17 protein-coding genes are annotated in these 16,555 nt (G+C 68.5%); 9 read left to right on the top strand and 8 right to left on the bottom strand.

Annotation, left to right across the window (positions count from 1 at the left end; all coding sequences use genetic code 11):
• Window positions 1-103: 103 nt before the first annotated feature.
• Both ACIA8L_RS53190 and ACIA8L_RS53195 read left to right on the top strand, forming a co-directional pair.
• Window positions 104-952 (top strand): OmpA family protein, encoded by an 849-nt coding sequence (locus tag ACIA8L_RS53190; RefSeq protein WP_395917456.1) that lies wholly within the window; start codon window positions 104-106, stop codon window positions 950-952.
• Window positions 953-965: 13 nt separating this feature from the next.
• Window positions 966-2,312, top strand: coding sequence for a hypothetical protein (locus ACIA8L_RS53195; RefSeq protein ID WP_395917457.1), 1,347 nt, complete (start codon window positions 966-968; stop codon window positions 2,310-2,312).
• Window positions 2,313-2,410: 98 nt separating this feature from the next.
• On the opposite strand, the gene ACIA8L_RS53200 is transcribed toward ACIA8L_RS53195, so the two are convergent.
• The gene (locus ACIA8L_RS53200; protein WP_395917459.1) at window positions 2,411-3,949 is read right to left on the bottom strand and encodes a fibronectin type III domain-containing protein; all 1,539 of its coding nucleotides are present in this window, start codon (window positions 3,947-3,949) and stop codon (window positions 2,411-2,413) included.
• A 115-nt stretch (window positions 3,950-4,064) separates the two neighbouring features.
• Between ACIA8L_RS53200 and ACIA8L_RS53205 the strand changes: the two genes are divergently transcribed.
• Window positions 4,065-4,997 (top strand): cyclase family protein, encoded by a 933-nt coding sequence (locus ACIA8L_RS53205; protein ID WP_395917461.1) that lies wholly within the window; start codon window positions 4,065-4,067, stop codon window positions 4,995-4,997.
• Window positions 4,998-5,006: 9 nt separating this feature from the next.
• Here ACIA8L_RS53205 and ACIA8L_RS53210 read toward each other — a convergent pair whose 3' ends face one another.
• Window positions 5,007-5,939 carry an SEC-C domain-containing protein gene (locus tag ACIA8L_RS53210; RefSeq protein ID WP_395917463.1) on the bottom strand — a complete coding sequence of 311 codons (933 nt, stop codon included), beginning with the start codon at window positions 5,937-5,939 and terminating at the stop codon, window positions 5,007-5,009.
• Between the two features lie 1,218 nt (window positions 5,940-7,157).
• The gene (locus ACIA8L_RS53215) at window positions 7,158-7,439 is read right to left on the bottom strand and encodes a hypothetical protein (protein ID WP_395917464.1); all 282 of its coding nucleotides are present in this window, start codon (window positions 7,437-7,439) and stop codon (window positions 7,158-7,160) included.
• 716 nt (window positions 7,440-8,155) lie between these two features.
• On the opposite strand from ACIA8L_RS53215, the gene ACIA8L_RS53220 reads away from it, so the two are divergent.
• The 3 genes from ACIA8L_RS53220 to ACIA8L_RS53230 all read left to right on the top strand — a co-directional run bounded on the left by ACIA8L_RS53220 (window position 8,156) and on the right by ACIA8L_RS53230 (window position 9,268).
• Window positions 8,156-8,422: a type II toxin-antitoxin system Phd/YefM family antitoxin gene (locus tag ACIA8L_RS53220; RefSeq protein WP_395917466.1), complete on the top strand. Its 267-nt coding sequence runs from the start codon at window positions 8,156-8,158 to the stop codon at window positions 8,420-8,422.
• A complete protein-coding gene (locus ACIA8L_RS53225) occupies window positions 8,419-8,673 on the top strand; it encodes a Txe/YoeB family addiction module toxin (protein WP_395917468.1) in 255 nt (84 codons plus the stop codon). Before ACIA8L_RS53220 ends, ACIA8L_RS53225 begins: the two co-directional genes overlap by 4 nt.
• A gap of 256 nt (window positions 8,674-8,929) precedes the next feature.
• Window positions 8,930-9,268 (top strand): hypothetical protein, encoded by a 339-nt coding sequence (locus tag ACIA8L_RS53230; RefSeq protein WP_395917470.1) that lies wholly within the window; start codon window positions 8,930-8,932, stop codon window positions 9,266-9,268.
• A 323-nt stretch (window positions 9,269-9,591) separates the two neighbouring features.
• On the opposite strand, the gene ACIA8L_RS53235 is transcribed toward ACIA8L_RS53230, so the two are convergent.
• Window positions 9,592-11,208 (bottom strand): alpha/beta hydrolase, encoded by a 1,617-nt coding sequence (locus tag ACIA8L_RS53235; RefSeq protein WP_395917471.1) that lies wholly within the window; start codon window positions 11,206-11,208, stop codon window positions 9,592-9,594.
• A 169-nt stretch (window positions 11,209-11,377) separates the two neighbouring features.
• On the opposite strand from ACIA8L_RS53235, the gene ACIA8L_RS53240 reads away from it, so the two are divergent.
• Window positions 11,378-12,139: an RNA ligase family protein gene (locus ACIA8L_RS53240; RefSeq protein ID WP_395917473.1), complete on the top strand. Its 762-nt coding sequence runs from the start codon at window positions 11,378-11,380 to the stop codon at window positions 12,137-12,139.
• Window positions 12,136-12,969, top strand: a complete 834-nt coding sequence (locus tag ACIA8L_RS53245) for an AAA family ATPase (protein ID WP_395917475.1) — start codon at window positions 12,136-12,138, stop codon at window positions 12,967-12,969. Before ACIA8L_RS53240 ends, ACIA8L_RS53245 begins: the two co-directional genes overlap by 4 nt.
• A 2-nt stretch (window positions 12,970-12,971) precedes the next feature.
• Here ACIA8L_RS53245 and ACIA8L_RS53250 read toward each other — a convergent pair whose 3' ends face one another.
• From ACIA8L_RS53250 to ACIA8L_RS53260, 3 genes are all read right to left on the bottom strand, one after another.
• Window positions 12,972-13,691, bottom strand: coding sequence for a hypothetical protein (locus ACIA8L_RS53250; protein ID WP_395917476.1), 720 nt, complete (start codon window positions 13,689-13,691; stop codon window positions 12,972-12,974).
• A gap of 71 nt (window positions 13,692-13,762) precedes the next feature.
• Window positions 13,763-14,035: a hypothetical protein gene (locus ACIA8L_RS53255; protein WP_395917478.1), complete on the bottom strand. Its 273-nt coding sequence runs from the start codon at window positions 14,033-14,035 to the stop codon at window positions 13,763-13,765.
• 52 nt (window positions 14,036-14,087) lie between these two features.
• Window positions 14,088-14,360 (bottom strand): hypothetical protein, encoded by a 273-nt coding sequence (locus ACIA8L_RS53260; RefSeq protein WP_395917480.1) that lies wholly within the window; start codon window positions 14,358-14,360, stop codon window positions 14,088-14,090.
• Window positions 14,361-14,520: 160 nt separating this feature from the next.
• Between ACIA8L_RS53260 and ACIA8L_RS53265 the strand changes: the two genes are divergently transcribed.
• Window positions 14,521-15,588, top strand: a complete 1,068-nt coding sequence (locus ACIA8L_RS53265) for an App1 family protein (RefSeq protein ID WP_395917481.1) — start codon at window positions 14,521-14,523, stop codon at window positions 15,586-15,588.
• On the opposite strand, the gene ACIA8L_RS53270 is transcribed toward ACIA8L_RS53265, so the two are convergent.
• Window positions 15,553-16,509 (bottom strand): exopolyphosphatase, encoded by a 957-nt coding sequence (locus tag ACIA8L_RS53270; RefSeq protein ID WP_395917483.1) that lies wholly within the window; start codon window positions 16,507-16,509, stop codon window positions 15,553-15,555. The genes ACIA8L_RS53265 and ACIA8L_RS53270 overlap by 36 nt on opposite strands.
• Window positions 16,510-16,555: the final 46 nt, after the last annotated feature.

Genomic DNA, 16,555 nt, shown 5'->3' on the forward strand with positions numbered 1-16,555 from the left:
AACCCGGCATCCCACGACCCGACCAGCTCAACATCGACCACAACCAGTCAACGAGCCAGCACGAGCGGAGCCACGACCTGCCGTTGCAGTACTAATCGGCGAGATGTACGACGCGGCCCACTCACCGGTAGTCAAGCCCCAGACCGACGTCCTGCGGGCGCTGGCCGAGGGCGCTGTCTACGTCAAGGCTCAAGTCGGCACGCAGGCGACGGACCAGCCGGTACCCAAGGTGCTGTACATCGCGACGGACGGGCTGAGCAACACCGGCTGTGCCGACCTCCGGGGCGCGGCGATCGGCGACCTCAGCGCGATTCCGGCGATGGTGACGGCCTGCAAGCCCGAGTTGCCGGAACTCGACACCAGCTACACCATCAATTTCATCGGCATCGGCAACGCCGGGGACGGCTGGCCGGACATCAAAACTCCCCAGCGCACCTGGCTGGTCAGTCTCTGGAAGGCCCTGTGCGAGGCCACCAAGGCCACCTGCACCGAGCCGGCCTCCGCCAAGCCCGCCAGCGCGGTGGCGACGGGCATGGAGCTGCTGGCGGATGCTGATGTGCTGATGCCTCAGATATCGATCAAACCGGGCAATCCGACCGTGCTCTCAATCCCGGCACCGCTGCTCTTCGACGTCGACTCGTATCAACTCGCGAACGGGCGGGCCCAGGATGCACTCGCCGATGCGGTCAAGTTCCTGCGAACCGTGGCCTACAGCCGTGTCGTCGTCGCCGGGCACACCGACTCGACCGGGACGCCCGAGCACAATCGGACACTCTCCGAGCAGCGGGCGAACGCCGTTGCCGACGCGCTGCGGGCTCAGCAGATCACCAACATCAGCGCGGCCGGCCATGCCTCGTCCCAGCCGGCCTGCTCGCCGGAGTACACCAACGGCCAGCCGGATCGCGAGAAGATGGCATGCAACCGGCGGGTCGAAATCATCGTCTACACCTGATTTCGGAGCCTCGATGAGCGACATTTCTCCAGTAGTCGCGCCCGATCCGTTCGCACAATGCCCCTCGGGCTGCGTGTGCGGAGTGCGCGAGCTGATCGCACGCCAACACGAACAAGGCCCGCGCGACGCCGACGAGATCGATGCCGCGGAGATGCGGGCGCTGCTCGGGGCTGTGCGCAACGGCTACGAAACCGTGCGCGCGGATCCTCGGCTCGTGGAGCGCCGACATGCGGCGATCACGACCTACAGCCGGGCCCGCCGTTACCTCAACCGCATGCGAAGCGCCCTCGGGGAGCAGCGAGTAGGCCGGGCTGCGGCTGATTTCGAACGGGTGCGGGAACGCGCCGCGGCCGTGGGTCGGCGCCGACCGGCGTGGTTGCGGCTGCTGCGGTGGCCGGTCGTCGCCGGCATCGGGCTGTTCGATGTCTGGTACTTCAGCCAGGTCTTCCGCTACTTGACGTCCCAGACCGGCGACGCCGTCGAAGGCGGCGAGCGCCAAGTCACGGTTATGCTCGAGACGGCTGTAGCCGTGATACCAGGCCTCGTCCTGGCCGTCGTGATCGCCGCGTCGGCTGAGTTGCTACTACGGCCACTGCGCACGTGGCGCGAGGCCGCGTTCCGGCGCCCCGAGCCAGTGGCTGCGCCGGGCCATGGGGCACGACTGGTCCACGCGCTCGGCGCCTTCGGCCGATGGTTGCTCCGGCTGGCCTGGTGGCTGCTCCCCGTCGTCTTCGTGTCGTTCCTGCTGCTCGTCATCGCGGTGTGGGCCGCGCTGCGGGCGAAGTACCCGACCCCACCGTCCAACGGCTACCCGCTCGTGTCGGTGATGCTGCTCATCGTGCTGCTCGCCGTCGGAACGATGGCGGTGAAGATTTTGGCCGACGACCCGGTGGCGGACGAGCTTTCCGCAACGCGCCGGCGTCTCTGGCGACTGCGGTTCGGCCACCGGTGGAAGTCGTGGCGAGCCGACCGTCTCATCGATGCCTACGACTCGGCCTGGAGTGATCTGCGGACGCTGCGCGACGACCTGCAGGGCCTCCTGCGAGTCAAGATGCTCTCGGCGTGGGAGGGTTTCATCCTCCGCGTCCGGTCGCTGCATCGGATGACGGGCAATGTCACTGCAGTACCGTGGTCGGCCGACGACGAGCGTCCCGATGTCCTGCAGGAGTTCGTAGGCGTGCCGCAGCCGACGATGGAATTCGGCCCACTTATAGAGATCTGCCGCCTCATCAATGAGCGCGAGCCCGACGAACTGCGCCGCGAATGGCGTGAGCTCAATGAGCAGTACACCGAGCAATTTTCCGGCCAGCCCGGGGAACGCCCCGGTATGGACTTGGCCCCGGTCGAACCGCGCGGCTGAAGCAGCCGGGCCGGAACCGTAAGGCCGTAACGGTTACAGTAAGTTGCCGAACGCCGCGCAGATCCTGCGCGGCGTTCGGCGTTATGGGATACGGACGGCTACAACCGCTGGCCGGCCCGGCGGCGGCCGACGAGGCGGCGCAGCCCGAGGCCGAGCACCAGCAGGACGACGCCGATCCCCACGGTCGTGCTCGTCGCGGCCCCGGTCACGGCCAGGCCCCCGCCCGGCGGCGCGGCCGGCGCGGCCGTGGTGGCACCGGCGCCGGCGGTGGACGCGCCGGACACGTTCACCGCCCGGACCTGGACCTGATACGCGGTGGCGGCCGAGACGCCGGCCACGCTGCCCGCCAGCCGGCCGCCCGAGGCGGTCGTCGCGAGGGTCGTCCAGGTGACGCCGCCGTCGAGGCTCACCTCGTAGCCGGTGATCGGGGTACTGCCGGCGTCGACCGGCGGCTGGAACGACACGTTCAGGGTGGTGCCGGAGACCGCGGCCCGCACGTCGCGCGGCGCGCTCGGCGCCTCGGGGCCGATCCGGTCGACGGTGTTGTTGTCACTGTGCGCGGCGTACACGACGCCGGCGTCGTTGACGGTGAGCCCTTCGGACTGGCGCATCGCCGAGGCCAGGGCCGGGCCGTTGTACGTGGGCAGGCCGTACGTGCCGTTGCCGGCGATCACGGTCAGCTGGCCGTCGGCGCTGATCTTCGAGATCTGGCCGGTGTCCCAGTTGGAGACGTACACGTTGCCGGCCGAGTCGGCGTCCAGGCCGTTGGGGTGGCGCAGCGTGGTGGCGGTCGCGACGCCGTCGGTGATCGTGCCGCTGCAGGAGTTGTTCCCGGCGAAAATGCTCAAGGTCCCGGCCGGGGTCACCTTCAGCACGTCGCACGAGGTGGTGTCGGTGATGAACAGGTTCCCGGCGCCGTCGACGGCCGCGTTGTTGGGGCTCATCGGCGAGGACGTCGCGGGGCCGGGCACGTTGGGGCCGGTACCCCCGGTGCCTGCAACAATGCTCAGCACACCTCCGGGCGTCACTTTGAAGACGTTCTTCGGTGTTGAGTTGACGATGTAGACGTTGCCGGCGGTGTCGGCGGCCAGTGCGTATGGGATCGGCACGGGCGTGCTGAGGGCCGGCCCGGGCACGACGGCACCGTTCGTGCCGTTGCCGGCGAAGTAGGACAGCTGCCCGGACGCGTCGACCTTCACGACGCGGCGGCTGCCCGGGTCGGCGAGGTACGTGTTGCCGGAGTCGTCGTGCGCCAGCCCCTGCAGCGCCACGAACGGCGAGCCGGCGGCGGCGCCCGGAACGATGGCCCCCGCGGTGCCGGCGCCGGCGATGACGGACAGGCTGCCGGCGGCGTCGACCTTGTAGGCCCGCCGGGAGCCGTAGTCGACGAAGTACAGGTTGCCGGAGTCGTCGCGGTCGATCTGGTACGGGTAGTTGAGCGGCGAGCTCAACGCCGGCCCGGGCACGGCCGTGCCGCTCGAGCCGTTGGCGTTGCCGGCGATCCGCGTGATGACGGCGACCGGTGGGGGCGCCGCGGCCACCGGCGCGCCCGGGACGACCGCGACCACCACACCGACAGCGGCCGCCGCCGCCCACCACCGCCGCACCGTCCCGAACACTTTGCTCTGCGCCTTCAACGTGCCTCCACCTGCCGGTGTGCTGACCGATACCAGCCACACCAACGGCACTGGGCCGGTTAAGTAACGAACATACCTTTTATCCGTTTTTAGCAGCGTCGGCTACGGTACTGCCATGACGCAGGACGAGGTGCTGGCGTACTTCGACACGCTGTCCAACTGGGGCCGCTGGGGCGACGACGACGAGCGCGGGACGCTCAACCACATCACCGACGAGGTCCGGCTCGCGGCGGCGCGGGCCGTGCGCCATGGCCGCAGCGTCTCGTGCGCCTGGGAAGTGGCCGTGCCGGCGGAGATGGAGCGCGCGACAACGAAGTGCCCGTGCGCCGCCGACATGCCGGGCGCCGAGCACATGCCGGCGAACTTCCGCAACGACCGGCACTGGGGCTTCTCCACGGAGCGGCTCGGCATCACCTTCCACGGCAACACCATCACGCACCTGGACTCGCCGTGCCACATCTTTTGGGACGGCCGGACATACAACGGCCGGCCCCACGAACTGGTCGACACCGCGACCGGCTCGGCCTGGGCGGCGGTCACGGCGGCGGCGGACGGCATCGTCACCCGCGGTGTCCTGCTGGACATCGCCAGGCTCCGCGACGTGCCCTGGCTGGAGCCCGGCGAGGGTGTGACGCCCGACGACCTGGAGGCGGCCGAGCGCCGCCAGGGCGTGCGGGTGGGCCCTGGCGACGCGGTGCTCCTGCGGACCGGCTACGGCCGCGCCCGCCACGAGTCGGGCCCGGCGAACGGCTTCACCCAGGCCGGCTGGCACGCCTCGAGCCTGCCCTGGCTGCACGAACGCCGGGTCGCCCTGATCGGCGCCGACACCCCGCAGGACGTCCAGCCGTCGGGCTACCCGGCCATCCTGATGCCGGTCCACGCGGTGAGCCTGGTAGCGATGGGCCTGTGGCTCCTGGACAACTGCGACCTGGAGGCCTGCGCGACGACCGCCGCCGACCTGGCCCAGTGGGACTTCCACTTGGCGGTCGCCCCGGTCCGCTTCGCCGGCACGTCGGGCAGTCCGGTCAACCCGATCGCCACGTTCTGATCGTTCCGTTCAGCCGCGCGACCGGGGCAGGCAGCACTTCTTGTACTTGCTCCCGGACCCGCACCAGCACGCCCCGTTACGCTCCGGCGGCCAGCCGATCAGCCCCGACCCGTCGGCCAACTGCCGGGCGTAACCGTTGCGGGTCTTCGGATCGCCCGGGTCGCCATCCCCGCCGGCATACCGGGTGAGCCCGGCGACGGTCCCCGGCAGCAGCGTCAGCCCGGTCCGCCCGGTGCCCGCCCGCCGGACCAGCTCCCGCTCCAGGCGAGCCCGGTGCAGATCCCAGCTCTCCCCGTAAGACGCGGTCAGCTCCGGCCACTGCGCCACGAGCTTCTCGAACTCGGCCTGCGTCCAGAACAACAGGTCATCATCGGCCTCAGCCGCCGCCACCCCGGTGTTGGCCAGCTTGTTCTCCAGCCGCTCAGCCAGATTGTCGTGCGCATCATGCTGCCGCCCGATGATGTGCCGCACCCGATGCCGCTGCTGCAACAAGAAGAACAGCAGCCCAGCATCGTCCGGGTTGGCCGGCTCAGCCGCCCCCCGCTCAGCCAGCGCCGCCTTGACCGCCTCGGTCAACCACTCCTCAGCGACAAGGTCCCGCCCACCGGCCGCCAACGCCGCACTCAGGTAAGCAGCGGCGTCGGGATACTGCCCGAGCAGGGGCCGCAACTCCTCAAGCTCAGCCAGGGCCTCGTCATCCCGCCCAACCCGAAACAGGACCCGAGCCCGCAACGCCCGAGCGGCCCCAGCCTCACTGTCATCCCGCCCCGAGTAGGCCGCAACCCCGCGCTCCACATACCGCAGGGCAGCATCAAGCTTCGACCGACTCTCCGCGATCTCAGCCGCCAGCACAAACGCCAACCCGGCATCCTGCGGATCAGCGAGCAACCCGCCATCGGCGGCCCCAGCCAACTCCGCCGCCACGCCAAGCGGATCAGCCACCCCGAGCGCGGTCCGCCGAATCTCGCGAAGCTCCGCGCCAGTAAGCCCAGCTTTTGTCAACACACCAGTACGCTACTGCGCCCCCTCCCCCGCCCGCCGTAGATCTGAGTCTCACCCCCCAACCCGACGGCGCCCGAAGCCGCCGACCGACGCCGACCTGCCGGCGAACCCCGGCAAGCACTCCCGGACAACGGCGGGTCATCCGCGATGCGCTATGGCGTCGCTGGGCGCCCCGCTGGTTCGCAGCCCAGCCCCGCGCGACCTGGACTCACGGCGGAGATCGTGCGGGGGCGTGGACGGAGGCAAGGCCTCCCCCGCCGCGCCAACGGCGCAAATGTCGCAGTGGGGCGCACGATGCACCATACGAACCCGTCGATCAAGGTCGTCGGTGCCAGACTCGCAGGTCTCCGAGTCGACCAGAGCCGTACGGCGTCATGATCTGGACCGAACACGAGCGACCGTCGCCGGCGATCTAGTAGGCACGTCTTCGGCCATGAATTTCGTAATGCTGGCCTATGAAGCCTCGCCTTCGAGGTCAGGCTCCGGACCCTCACAACATCCGATGTGGGCCACCCAGGCGAACATGCGCGGTGATCGTTCTCGATAGGCGGCGTTGTAACGATGCCGCCCTTCAAGCAGGAAGTACCGACTCTCGCGTGCACCCGGCGCCGGTATCAGAAGTCCCTGACCATCCGGCGCGTGGATCAGGACGACGGCCGGGAGCGGAACACCGGACCGAATGCTTGATCGAATACTCTCGATCTCGGCAATCCCATCAAGATCTTCTGGATCGTCATGAAGCTGGAACTCGTTGATCTCGGCAACCGGAAGATCCTCCTTGCGAAAGCACCGCAGGTCCTCACTGGCGCCACCGTAGCCAGCCAGGTTTCGACCGTTGAGTCATGATGGTGATCCGGCACCTGTGCGTTCAGTTCCGCCAGGCTCCACCAACGGGTGCTGTTCACCAGGGCAGCGTAGTTAACGATGCGCCCCCTTGCGAACGCGAGAGTGGACGGCACATCGCCCGCCATCATTGCCCGCCCGCGTCGCCGCTGACTCGAAACAAGACGAACACCCAGTTCGACAGCGCGCGGCGTACACGACAGGGTTATTCAGACCGTTGCGGGCATCGCCGTGCGAAGGACCGGCAGCAGATCAGACCTACACCGACAATCCCCGGCCAGCGGCGCAGAGAAATACGTGTGCGGTGGCGGTCGCTCAGACGGGTTCCGAAGCGATCAGGTCATCAACGGCGAGTTCGACGTCGGCATACCGAACGGAGATGTATTCACCGTGCAGGTATTCGACCCGAGTCCGGTAGCCCGTCGCGATGGGTCCAGTGTGTTCGTAGATCGCCTCTTGGGTGATCACCCAGTAGACGGCATAGCCGGCCTGGCCATAGAGCTTAGCCTTGACATTTAGGTCTTGGATTGTGGTCTCGACGACCAATAGCACATCGGACGCCTCCCACACTGAGAGCCGCGTCCCGATGGTCCCCACCGGCTCCGCTTTCGCCCGCCGAACCCAGCAGTCGGGATCGGGCAGCGAGCCCCCGGGTAGGCAGCGTCGCTGTCGTTACCCGCACGCCGGTCCGTGGCAGCAATGCCAGCACCTGGCCAACCGCGTCGCCGTGCCAAGATCCGATCACCACTGGCCAGATCTCTCCTTCAACGAGTTCTACCCGGTGGTTGAAAGCCCTTGCTTCCCAGGCACGCACGAACTCGCTCTGGCTCCATCGGTAGGCGAGCGCGGGCTGGGTCATGGATGTATGCCTACCAACGAGCACTGCCATGGTTCGGGGTGAAATCCGCCCGCTGGGCGCGGTTCCAACCCGACCCGAAGGCGACCAGCCGAGTCACACGAACGCCCCGCGCCTGCTCAAGTGCCGAGCTATGTTCAGTCCAACCCGTGCAGACACCACCAGCGTCGACCTGGACCTAAGGCTGGACCCCAGCCCCCACGCCGGGTGACAACTGCCAGCTGTCCAGCCACGGTGAGCTGGCCAGCGTCAGCGCAGCCAGTGGACGCGCAGCGGCCATGGGGGCCGCGGGTGGGCACCCCCGCCGCGCGGAACGCGCAGAGATACAGCGTGGGCCGCCAGGGACTCGAAACCTGAACCTACGGAGTTAGGGCAGTGGGTCGAGCGCACGCCAGCACCTGGCACCCGAGCGGAACGAGTCGTACAATTTTTTGTACGTCAGCACTCAGGGGGACTTGTGCGCACCGTCAGCTATTCGGAGGTCCGGCAGAACCTCGCCAAGGTCTTGGACCAGGTCGTCGACGACGCGGAGGAGGTCGTGGTGACCCGCTCCGGCCACGAGGCTGCGGTCATCATCTCCTTGCGTGAGTACGAGTCCTTGAAGGAGACGGCCTACCTAATGGCCAGCCCCGCCAATGCCCGCCGCCTCAACGAGGCGATCGAGGAACTCCGCGCCGGCGGCGGTGAAATGCACGACCTGATCGACCCCGACTCAGCCGCGTGAAGGTCCAGTTCGCCTCCCGCGGCTGGGAGGACTACCCGAGCTGGCAGCAGGACCGGCAAATGCTGCGCAGGGTCAACACGCTGATCGAAGATATCCGGCGCAACGGCCACCAGGGCATCGGTAAGCCCGAGCAGCTCCGCGGCAACTGGGCCGGCTTCTGGTCCCGCCGGATCGACCAGGAGCATCGGTTGGTGTACCGGATCGTCGATGACGTGGTGCAGATCGCGCAATGCCGCTACCACTACCAGTAGCACCCAACCGCCGGCCTCAGCCAAGACGGCTCCGGCTTCGGCGCTCCCGCGTTCCGGCTCACCGCCGCCGGCCTCGCGCACGTCCGCGCAATGCGCCAGCGCCGCGACGACCCGGCGCAGCGTGCCGGGGCCTGCCGAACCGCGCTGCTCCGAGGACGCCCAACACGAGGGAGCTCGCTTCACTGAGGTTGGAATTCAACACGCGGTCGCATACCTAGCGAACAAGAATCTGATCAAAGGTGTCAGCGTCGCAGGAATGCGCGGCCCCGTCCGGGCCGAGATCACCACCGAAGGAATCGACTGCGTGACCGACTGGTCCGGAGACGTCGCCCGCTTTCTGCACGACAAACGCGGCTACGGGCCGACCACCAATTACCACGGCCCGGTATTCAACGCGAAAGCCGACGGCAACCAGTTCGCCTGGCAAAACCGGGACGTCACGCAAATCACCGGTCACGGCCTGTCCGCGCAGGATCAGCAGGACGTCCGGACGTCGCCGATGAGATCGCCGGGGAGATCGTCCAGGACCAGCCGAACCCCGGCCGGCTCCGCCGCGCTGGCGCCGCAATCCGCGGACTCCTATGGCCCGTTGTAACCGGTGCGGTCGCCGGTGTCAGCGACGAGGTCCGCGAGGAAGCTGGCAAGCAGGTCGAGCAGATCACGTCGGCGCTGACGTAGCGTCCTGTCGGCAATGGGGGCGCCTGGCGCAAACCGGCGCATAGATGGTTGCGGCTCGTGCGCTGATCATCCGCGCGGTCTGCTTTTGCACTATTGACCGTCGAACGACGCCTTCACAGCGTGGTGTGCGCGGGCATTGGCATCGGCGCGTTGCTGACGGGCAACGTCCGGATGTTGGGGGCGAAACGGCGAGGGCGCGGCCGGTTGGAACCGGCCGCGCCCCCTTTGGTGCTGTGGTGCTTAGTGGTGCACCGGGTACAGCGGCTCACGGGCGGCGGTGACGCTCGTGTCGGCGCGGAGGGTCTGCGCCTGGGCGGCTGCGGCGGTCGCGGTCGGGTCGGGCTGCGGGAGGGCGTCGCAGCTCTTGTCGGGGCGGTCGCCCGACTTGCGCTGCGGGAGCTTGCCCGTGGCCAGGTAGTCCGCGATCGTGTTGTCGATGCACTCGTTGCCGTTGAGCGAGTTGGCGTGCGTGGTCTGGCCGACCTCGGCCAGCAGGGCGCTGTGCGGGAACAGGCGACGGGCCTGCAGGCTGCCCTCGAACGGCGTGGCCGCGTCGAGGGTGGTGCCGACGAACAGGACGCTCTTGACCTTCGAGCCGTCGACCTTGACCGGCTTCTGCGCCTTGGCCGGCCAGTAGAGGCACGGCGCGTTGAACCAGGCGTTGGACCAGGTCATGTACGGGGCCTTGAGGAACGTGAGCCAGTTGTCGCGCTCCCACTTGCTCCAGCTCTGCGGCCACTGGACGTCGGTGCACTGCACCGCGTTGTAGACCGCGAAGCCGTTGTCGTCGCCGGGGGCGATGTAGTTGTTGTAGGCGTCGACGATGACCGCGGTGTTGCGGTCGTTGGCCCAGCCCGCGAAGGCGTCGGCCAGCTCCAGCCACGTCGACTGGTAGTAGCCGGCGTAGAGGAAGATGTCCGTCCACTCGCTGGCGCCCACCACGCCGCCGGCCGGGGCCAGGCGGAGCTTCTGCTGCTCGGCGTACCAGCGCAGTTCGACCTGCTTGGCCGTCTTGCCCAGGTGGTACACGCTGTCGTACTTCGCCAGCCAGCCGAACCAGATTTCCTCGTTGCGCTGGAAGTTGGTGTCCTGGTCGAGGTTGGCCTCGTACCACACCTTGCGCACGTCGACGTTGCCGTCGAGGACCATGCGGCGGACGTTGTTCGGGTACAGCGTGCCGTAGACCTGGCCCAGGTAGGTGCCGTACGAGAAGCCGTAGTAGTTGATCTGCTTCGCGCTCAGCGCCTTGCGGATCGACTCCATGTCGTTGACCGAGTCGACCGTGGTCATGTGGTTGAGCAGGTCACCGCCGGCCTTGCCGCAAGCCTGGGCGTAGCCCTTGGACTTGCTCAGCCAGAGGTTCTCGAGGCCCTTGTTCCACGGGATGTACTCGGGGCGCGGACCGGCGAAGTAGTTGTCGTCGCAGTGCAGTGCCGGAACGCTGGAGCCGACGCCGCGAGGGTCGAAGCCGATCCAGTCGTAGGCCTCGCCCGCGCCGTTGGGCACGAACTCGCCGAGGACCGACAGCGTCAGCCCGGACCCGCCGGGGCCGCCCGGGTTGACCAGCATGACGCCCTGGTAGTCCTTGTCCGCGACCTTGTGCTTGATACGCGAGACCGCGATCTGGATCTTCTTGCCGTTGGGCTTGCTGTAGTCGAGGGGGACGCTGAGCAGGCCACACTCGGCGCCGCGGCGCTGCAGGCCCGGGCTCTCGCACTGACCCCACGGGATGGAGGCCGAGTAGCCGTCCGTGCTCGGTGCGCCGGGCGCGGCCAGGGCGCTCGTCGCCGGCGCGAGTGCCGCGACCAGTGTCGCGGCGGTGAAGAGGACCAGCCCCTTCACGGTTCTGTTCGTCAAGACAACCCTCCCAAATCTGCCCAAATCTTTGCAGTGGCCAGCTGATTCGGGTCAAACAATGTCACGCCGATGCTTTCGGCCCCGGCAGCCGCGCGGAAGTCGTAACACCCTTTCTTCCACCCGCGAAAACCGATGTCCGGCAACCGGCGAACTCCGGTACAACGGACGGATGCTGCGTAAGTACCCGCGAACCCCCCATGTGCAGGGGTCGCGCCTGCAGCCCGGCGACCACGACCTCGCCCAGGTGCCGTTCGCCGAGCTGGCCGGGCGGACGCTGGTCGTGGAGGAGAAGCTCGACGGGGCCAACGCCGCGATCAGCTTCGATGCCGACGGCACGCTGCGGCTGCAGTCGCGCGGTCACTACCTGTCAGGTGGGCCGCGGGAAAAGCAGTTCGCCCCGTTCAAGGCCTGGGCGGCGGGGACGCGATACGGCCTGTGGCCCGTGCTCCGGGATCGTTTCATCGTGTACGGCGAGTGGCTCTACGCGAAGCACACCGTCTTCTACGACGCGTTGCCGCACCACTTCTGCGAATTCGACGTCTACGACCGTCAATCCGAAGTATTCCTGTCGACTTCCCGCCGCCGCGAGTTGCTGGCCGGCCTCGGGATCGCGTCGGTGCCGGTGCTGGCCGAGGACGTCTTCACCGACCTCGCCACCCTGACCAAGCTGGCCGGACCGTCGACGTGCCGGACGGGCGGCTGGCGGGACGCGCTGCGCGAGGCGGCGCTCACGGGTGGCGCCGATCCGGACCGGGTGGTGCGCGAGACGGACATGTCGGAGGAGATGGAGGGCCTATATCTCAAGCTCGAGGACGCCGGCACGGTGCTGGGCCGCTACAAGTGGGTCCGCCCGAGCTTCCACACCGCGATCCTGGACTCGGGCAGCCACTGGCAGGACCGTCCGATCGTGGCCAACCGGGTCAGGTCATGAACGTTGTCGACGAGGCGCTGACCCTGCTGGACGCGGGCGAGCACAAGGCGCGGCGCATCCTGTGGGAGCGGGGAGTGCCGATCGCCTTCCGAGAAGCGATTGCGGCATTGGTACAGCACCAGCGGCTGCCCTTCGGCGCACTCGAACGCCCCGATCTGGACCGGGTCCTGTTCCGGATCAGCCTGGTCGCCCGCAACGACGATCTGGCGGCGGTGGCGGCCGCGACCGCTGGTGGCGATGAAGCGCTCCTGACGGAAGTCGCGCTTTTCAGGCAGTACACCCGGGAAATCGGCTGTTTGGATCGTCCACGGCAATTCCCGTCGGACCATGCGCGGTTCGAGTATTTCCGCACGCCCGGCCGCGACCCGGCCTATGCCGCCTTCGACGACACGACCTGCACCGTGACCGTGATGTCCGGACTGCCGGGCGCCGGTAAGGACCACTGGGTCGCGGCCAGCCGGCCCGGCGTGCCCGTGATCAGCCTGGACGATCTGCGCGAGGAGCTCGGCGTGCGGCCGACCGGGGACCAGGGGCCGGTGGTGGCGGCCGCGTATGCCCGGGCCAAGGAGCACCTGCGGGCCGGGCGGGGGTACGTCTGGAACGCGACGAACCTGACCCGCGCGCTCCGGGCCCGCAGCGTCGCGGTGGCCGCGGACTACCGCGCGCGGGTCGAGGTGGTCAGCGTCGAGGCGCCACCGGACGTCGTGCACCGGCGCAATCTGGCCCGGGCGCGGACCGTACCGCCGGCCGTGATCGACCGGATGGCCGGGCGCTGGGAGGTGCCAGACCCGGCCGAGGGCCACTCGGTGCTCTGGGTGGACAACACCTAGCCCTAGCGGCTGGTGATGCGCTGGCGCTGCATGGCCAGGGCCTGCAGGGCCGATGAGCGGATCAGCAGGAGCGGGTTGAGCGGCTCGTTGGCCTTGATCGCGCGGGCGTAGGGGCGGTTCTCCACGGCCCAGCCGTTGTGGATGTCGTACTCGATCGACAGCGACCCGTTGCGGGCCATCTGGTAGTCCAGCAGCACGCCGGGGCCGAGCGAGCGGGTGGCGATCTCACCGGCCATGTGCGGGATCGGCGAGAAGAAGAACGCGACCTTGGGCACCGGCTGGAACAGGTCCACGTCGACCAGGTCGAAGACGCCGACCGGCTGGTACATGCCGTGCGAGTCGTGGATGCACAGGCCGGCGCTGAGCTCGGTCCGGCCGGTGTTGTCGATCTCCATGTGCCCGGCCGGGCCGCCCGGGGTCACGATGCCGGCGCCGTCGTTGCCCGAGACCGTGAGGACGCTGCCGAGCGGGGCCGGGTAGTTGTGCGTGGCGACCACCTTGGTGCTCGGCGCGTGCGCCATCTTGCGCGAGGTGTACATCGAGAACGTCTCGGTCCACGAGAGTTCCATATGGCGCTCGAGGTAGTGCGCGGAGAGCCAGATCGTCGGTGCGCCGCTCGCCGAGGTGGCGATCGCGTGGAGCCCGAAGAGCGCGAAGTGGTGGTCGCGCAGCTGGTCGATCGTGGCCTCGTTGATATCGATCGTGAGTTTGTGCTGCTCCACGCTGTCCTCCTGGGTTGAAAACGGGCCCTTGGAGGACAGTGTGGAGCGGATGGGTTGCACAGTCGGGGCAATCAGTGAAAATCCCTCACGATGGCCTCGGCGGCCTGCCGGAGCTCGTGTTCGTCGGGGAGCCAGGCGTTGGCGATGTCCGGGTGGAGGCTGCTCCGGGCGATCTCCAGGAGCCGGTGACTCACCTCCTCCACGGACTCGCCGTGGTAGTCGTTCTGGATGACTTCGGCGGCGCGTTGCAGCGCCGAGGAAAGCTGGGCCTCCAGCGGCTCCTGCAGCCGCTGGACGGCGGGGTCGGCGCCGTCGGCTTCAATGTGGACGTGCAGCTCCTGCATGGCCGTGGTATTGCCCCGTCCGGACGATTTTCAAGCGGTGGTCTTTTGTATTTTATGCGGCAATTGACCGCATTGGCCGGTGGCGCCGCCCGGTATAGGTCGCGCGGACCTCGGCCAAGGCCCACGCCATGCGGGCCACGGCCGTCTCGGGGTGGTCCCCGAACTCGCCGGCGACCCGGGCCGCGCAGCCCTGCACGCCCATCCGCCGCAGGGTCGCGGCGACCGCGCCGCGGATCTCGCCCCGGGCCGGGCATTGCGATGACTGCAGGTCCGAGGCGAACAGTGCCTCGGCCCGAACGGCTTCGAATGTGGTGGTTGTAGCCATCTCGCACCTCCTGTGCGCCTCGGTGGTCCTTACTGACATTCACGGTAGAGAGACCGCTACGGTTCGGGCTCCCGGTTTCATGCCAGCGTCGTCTGCCCGTCACTTTGCGTTGATCGGCTAGCAGGGTGCAGGGGTGGCATGGCTGTGACAGGGTGGAACGGTGTCCCTTCCTGTGGGTAGCGCCACCAGCGCACCGTTGCCGTTGCACCGGGCGGCGCGCATCGAGGACGCGTTCCACGCGGTCCTCGAGCGGCGCCTGCGCCGACGGGGCTGGACGGTCGCGGTAACCGCCTATACCGGCTACGGCTCCGCGGCCACCGAGACCAAGCCGGGCTGGGTCCGCGTGCTCGGCCGGGTCCTGCTGGCCCGGATCGACCCCAAGCCGGGCAAGCGGCTGAAGAAGCTGCGGGGCTGGCGCTCGTTCACGGCCGTATCGGTCAGCAACGCCCTGGTGCGCATCGAGGCCGGCGGGCAGACCTGCGAGGTGCGCTGCGACCGCGGCGGGTTCATCGACGTGGTGATCGAGGCCGACCTGGCCCCGGGCTGGGGCAAGGTCACCCTGCAGAGCGAGGACAGCGCGGCCGTCGAGGCACCGATCCGGATCATCGACCCGGCCGCCACCCGGCTCGGCGTCATCTCCGACGTCGACGACACGGTCATGGTCACCACGCTGCCGCGGCCGCTGCTGGCCGCCTGGAACACCTTCGTGCTCGATGAACATGCCCGCGCGTCGGTGCCCGGCATGGCCGTCCTGTACGAGCGGCTGGTCAACGCCAACCCCGGCGCGCCCGTCTTCTACCTCTCCACCGGCGCCTGGAACGTGGCCGCGACCCTCACCCGGTTCCTGTCCCGGCACCTGTACCCGGCCGGCCCGCTCCTGCTCACCGACTGGGGGCCGCAGCCGGACCGGTTCTTCCGCAGCGGCCAGGCACACAAGCGGGCCTCGCTGTCCCGGCTGGCCCAGGAGTTCCCGGACATCCGCTGGCTCCTGGTCGGCGACGACGGCCAGCACGACCCGGAGATCTACGCCGAGTTCGCGGCCGAGCACCCCGACTCGATCGCCGCAGTCGCGATCCGGCACCTCTCGCCGGCCGAGACGGTGCTCGCCGGCGGCTTCCCGGGCGTGGCCGGCTCACCGCGGCGCTTCCCGCCCAACGACCACCGCTGGCTCAGCGCTCCGGACGGCGCGGGGCTATGGCGTCTTCTGCGGGATACGGAGATCCTCTAGCTTCCGGATGAGGTCCTGCAGCACCCGCTCGGACTGCTCGTGCGGGACCTGGCAGGTGCCGGCGGCGAGATGGCCACCGCCGCCGTACTGCAGCATGACCGAGCCGATGTCGACCGGCGACGAGCGGTCCAGGATCGACTTGCCGCAGGCGAAGACCGTGTTGAGCTTCTGCTTGCCCCAGATCACGTGGATGGAGACGCGGGCCTGCGGGAACAGCGCGTACACCATGAAGCGGTTCCCGGCGTAGATCGTCTCCTCGTCGCGCAGGTCGACGACGACCACGTCCCCGTGCATGGTCGACACCCGGCGCAGCTGGTCGTTGAACAGCTCCTGCTGCTCGCGGAACAGTTCGGCCCGCTCGGCGACGTCCGGCAGGGCCAGGATCTCCTCGACGTCCTGGTGGTCGATGCAGGCGTCGATGAGCTGCATCATCAGCTGATAGTTGGAGATCCGGAACTGCCGGAAGCGGCCCAGGCCGGTGCGGCTGTCCATGAGGAAGTTCAGCAGAGTCCACCCGGTCGGCTGCAGAATTTCGGTTATGTCGTACTGTGCCGAATCCGCCCGGTCCACGGCCTCCATCAGCTCCGCGGAGACGTGCGGGAAGCGCTCGGCCCCGCCGAAGTGGTCGTAGATCACCCGGGCCGCGGACGGCGCCTCGGCGTCGATGACGTGATTGGTGGCCTGGCCGTGCTGGTTCCGCTGCGCGCGCAGCGTCTCCGAGTGGTGATGGTCGAAGACCATGTGCGCGCCCGGGGCATAGGGCAGGTTCGTCAGGATGTCCGTCGGGCCGACCTCGACCGCGCCGTCCTGCACGTCCTTCGGGTGCACGAACGTGATGTCGCCGATGAGGTCGAGCTGGCGCAGGAGCACTGCGCAGACCAGTCCGTCGAAGTCGCTGCGGGTCACGAGACGGTACTTCACTGCAATACCCCTAAGCACAAACGGCCGGTCGACGGTTACCCCATCG

Source organism: Dactylosporangium sp. NPDC051541, assembly GCF_044454505.1.
GTDB lineage: Bacteria > Actinomycetota > Actinomycetes > Mycobacteriales > Micromonosporaceae > Dactylosporangium.

Bases quoted from the DNA above. Each gene is read 5' to 3' on its own strand.
- ACIA8L_RS53195 (WP_395917457.1), top strand. From the start codon at position 966: ATGAGCGACATTTCTCCAGTAGTCGCGCCCGATCCGTTCGCACAATGC.
- ACIA8L_RS53205 (WP_395917461.1), top strand. From the start codon at position 4,065: ATGACGCAGGACGAGGTGCTGGCGTACTTCGACACGCTGTCCAACTGG.
- ACIA8L_RS53190 (WP_395917456.1), top strand. From the start codon at position 104: ATGTACGACGCGGCCCACTCACCGGTAGTCAAGCCCCAGACCGACGTC.
- ACIA8L_RS53255 (WP_395917478.1), bottom strand. From the start codon at position 14,035: ATGCAGGAGCTGCACGTCCACATTGAAGCCGACGGCGCCGACCCCGCC.
- ACIA8L_RS53260 (WP_395917480.1), bottom strand. From the start codon at position 14,360: ATGGCTACAACCACCACATTCGAAGCCGTTCGGGCCGAGGCACTGTTC.
- ACIA8L_RS53240 (WP_395917473.1), top strand. From the start codon at position 11,378: ATGCTGCGTAAGTACCCGCGAACCCCCCATGTGCAGGGGTCGCGCCTG.
- ACIA8L_RS53230 (WP_395917470.1), top strand. From the start codon at position 8,930: ATGCGCGGCCCCGTCCGGGCCGAGATCACCACCGAAGGAATCGACTGC.
- ACIA8L_RS53245 (WP_395917475.1), top strand. From the start codon at position 12,136: ATGAACGTTGTCGACGAGGCGCTGACCCTGCTGGACGCGGGCGAGCAC.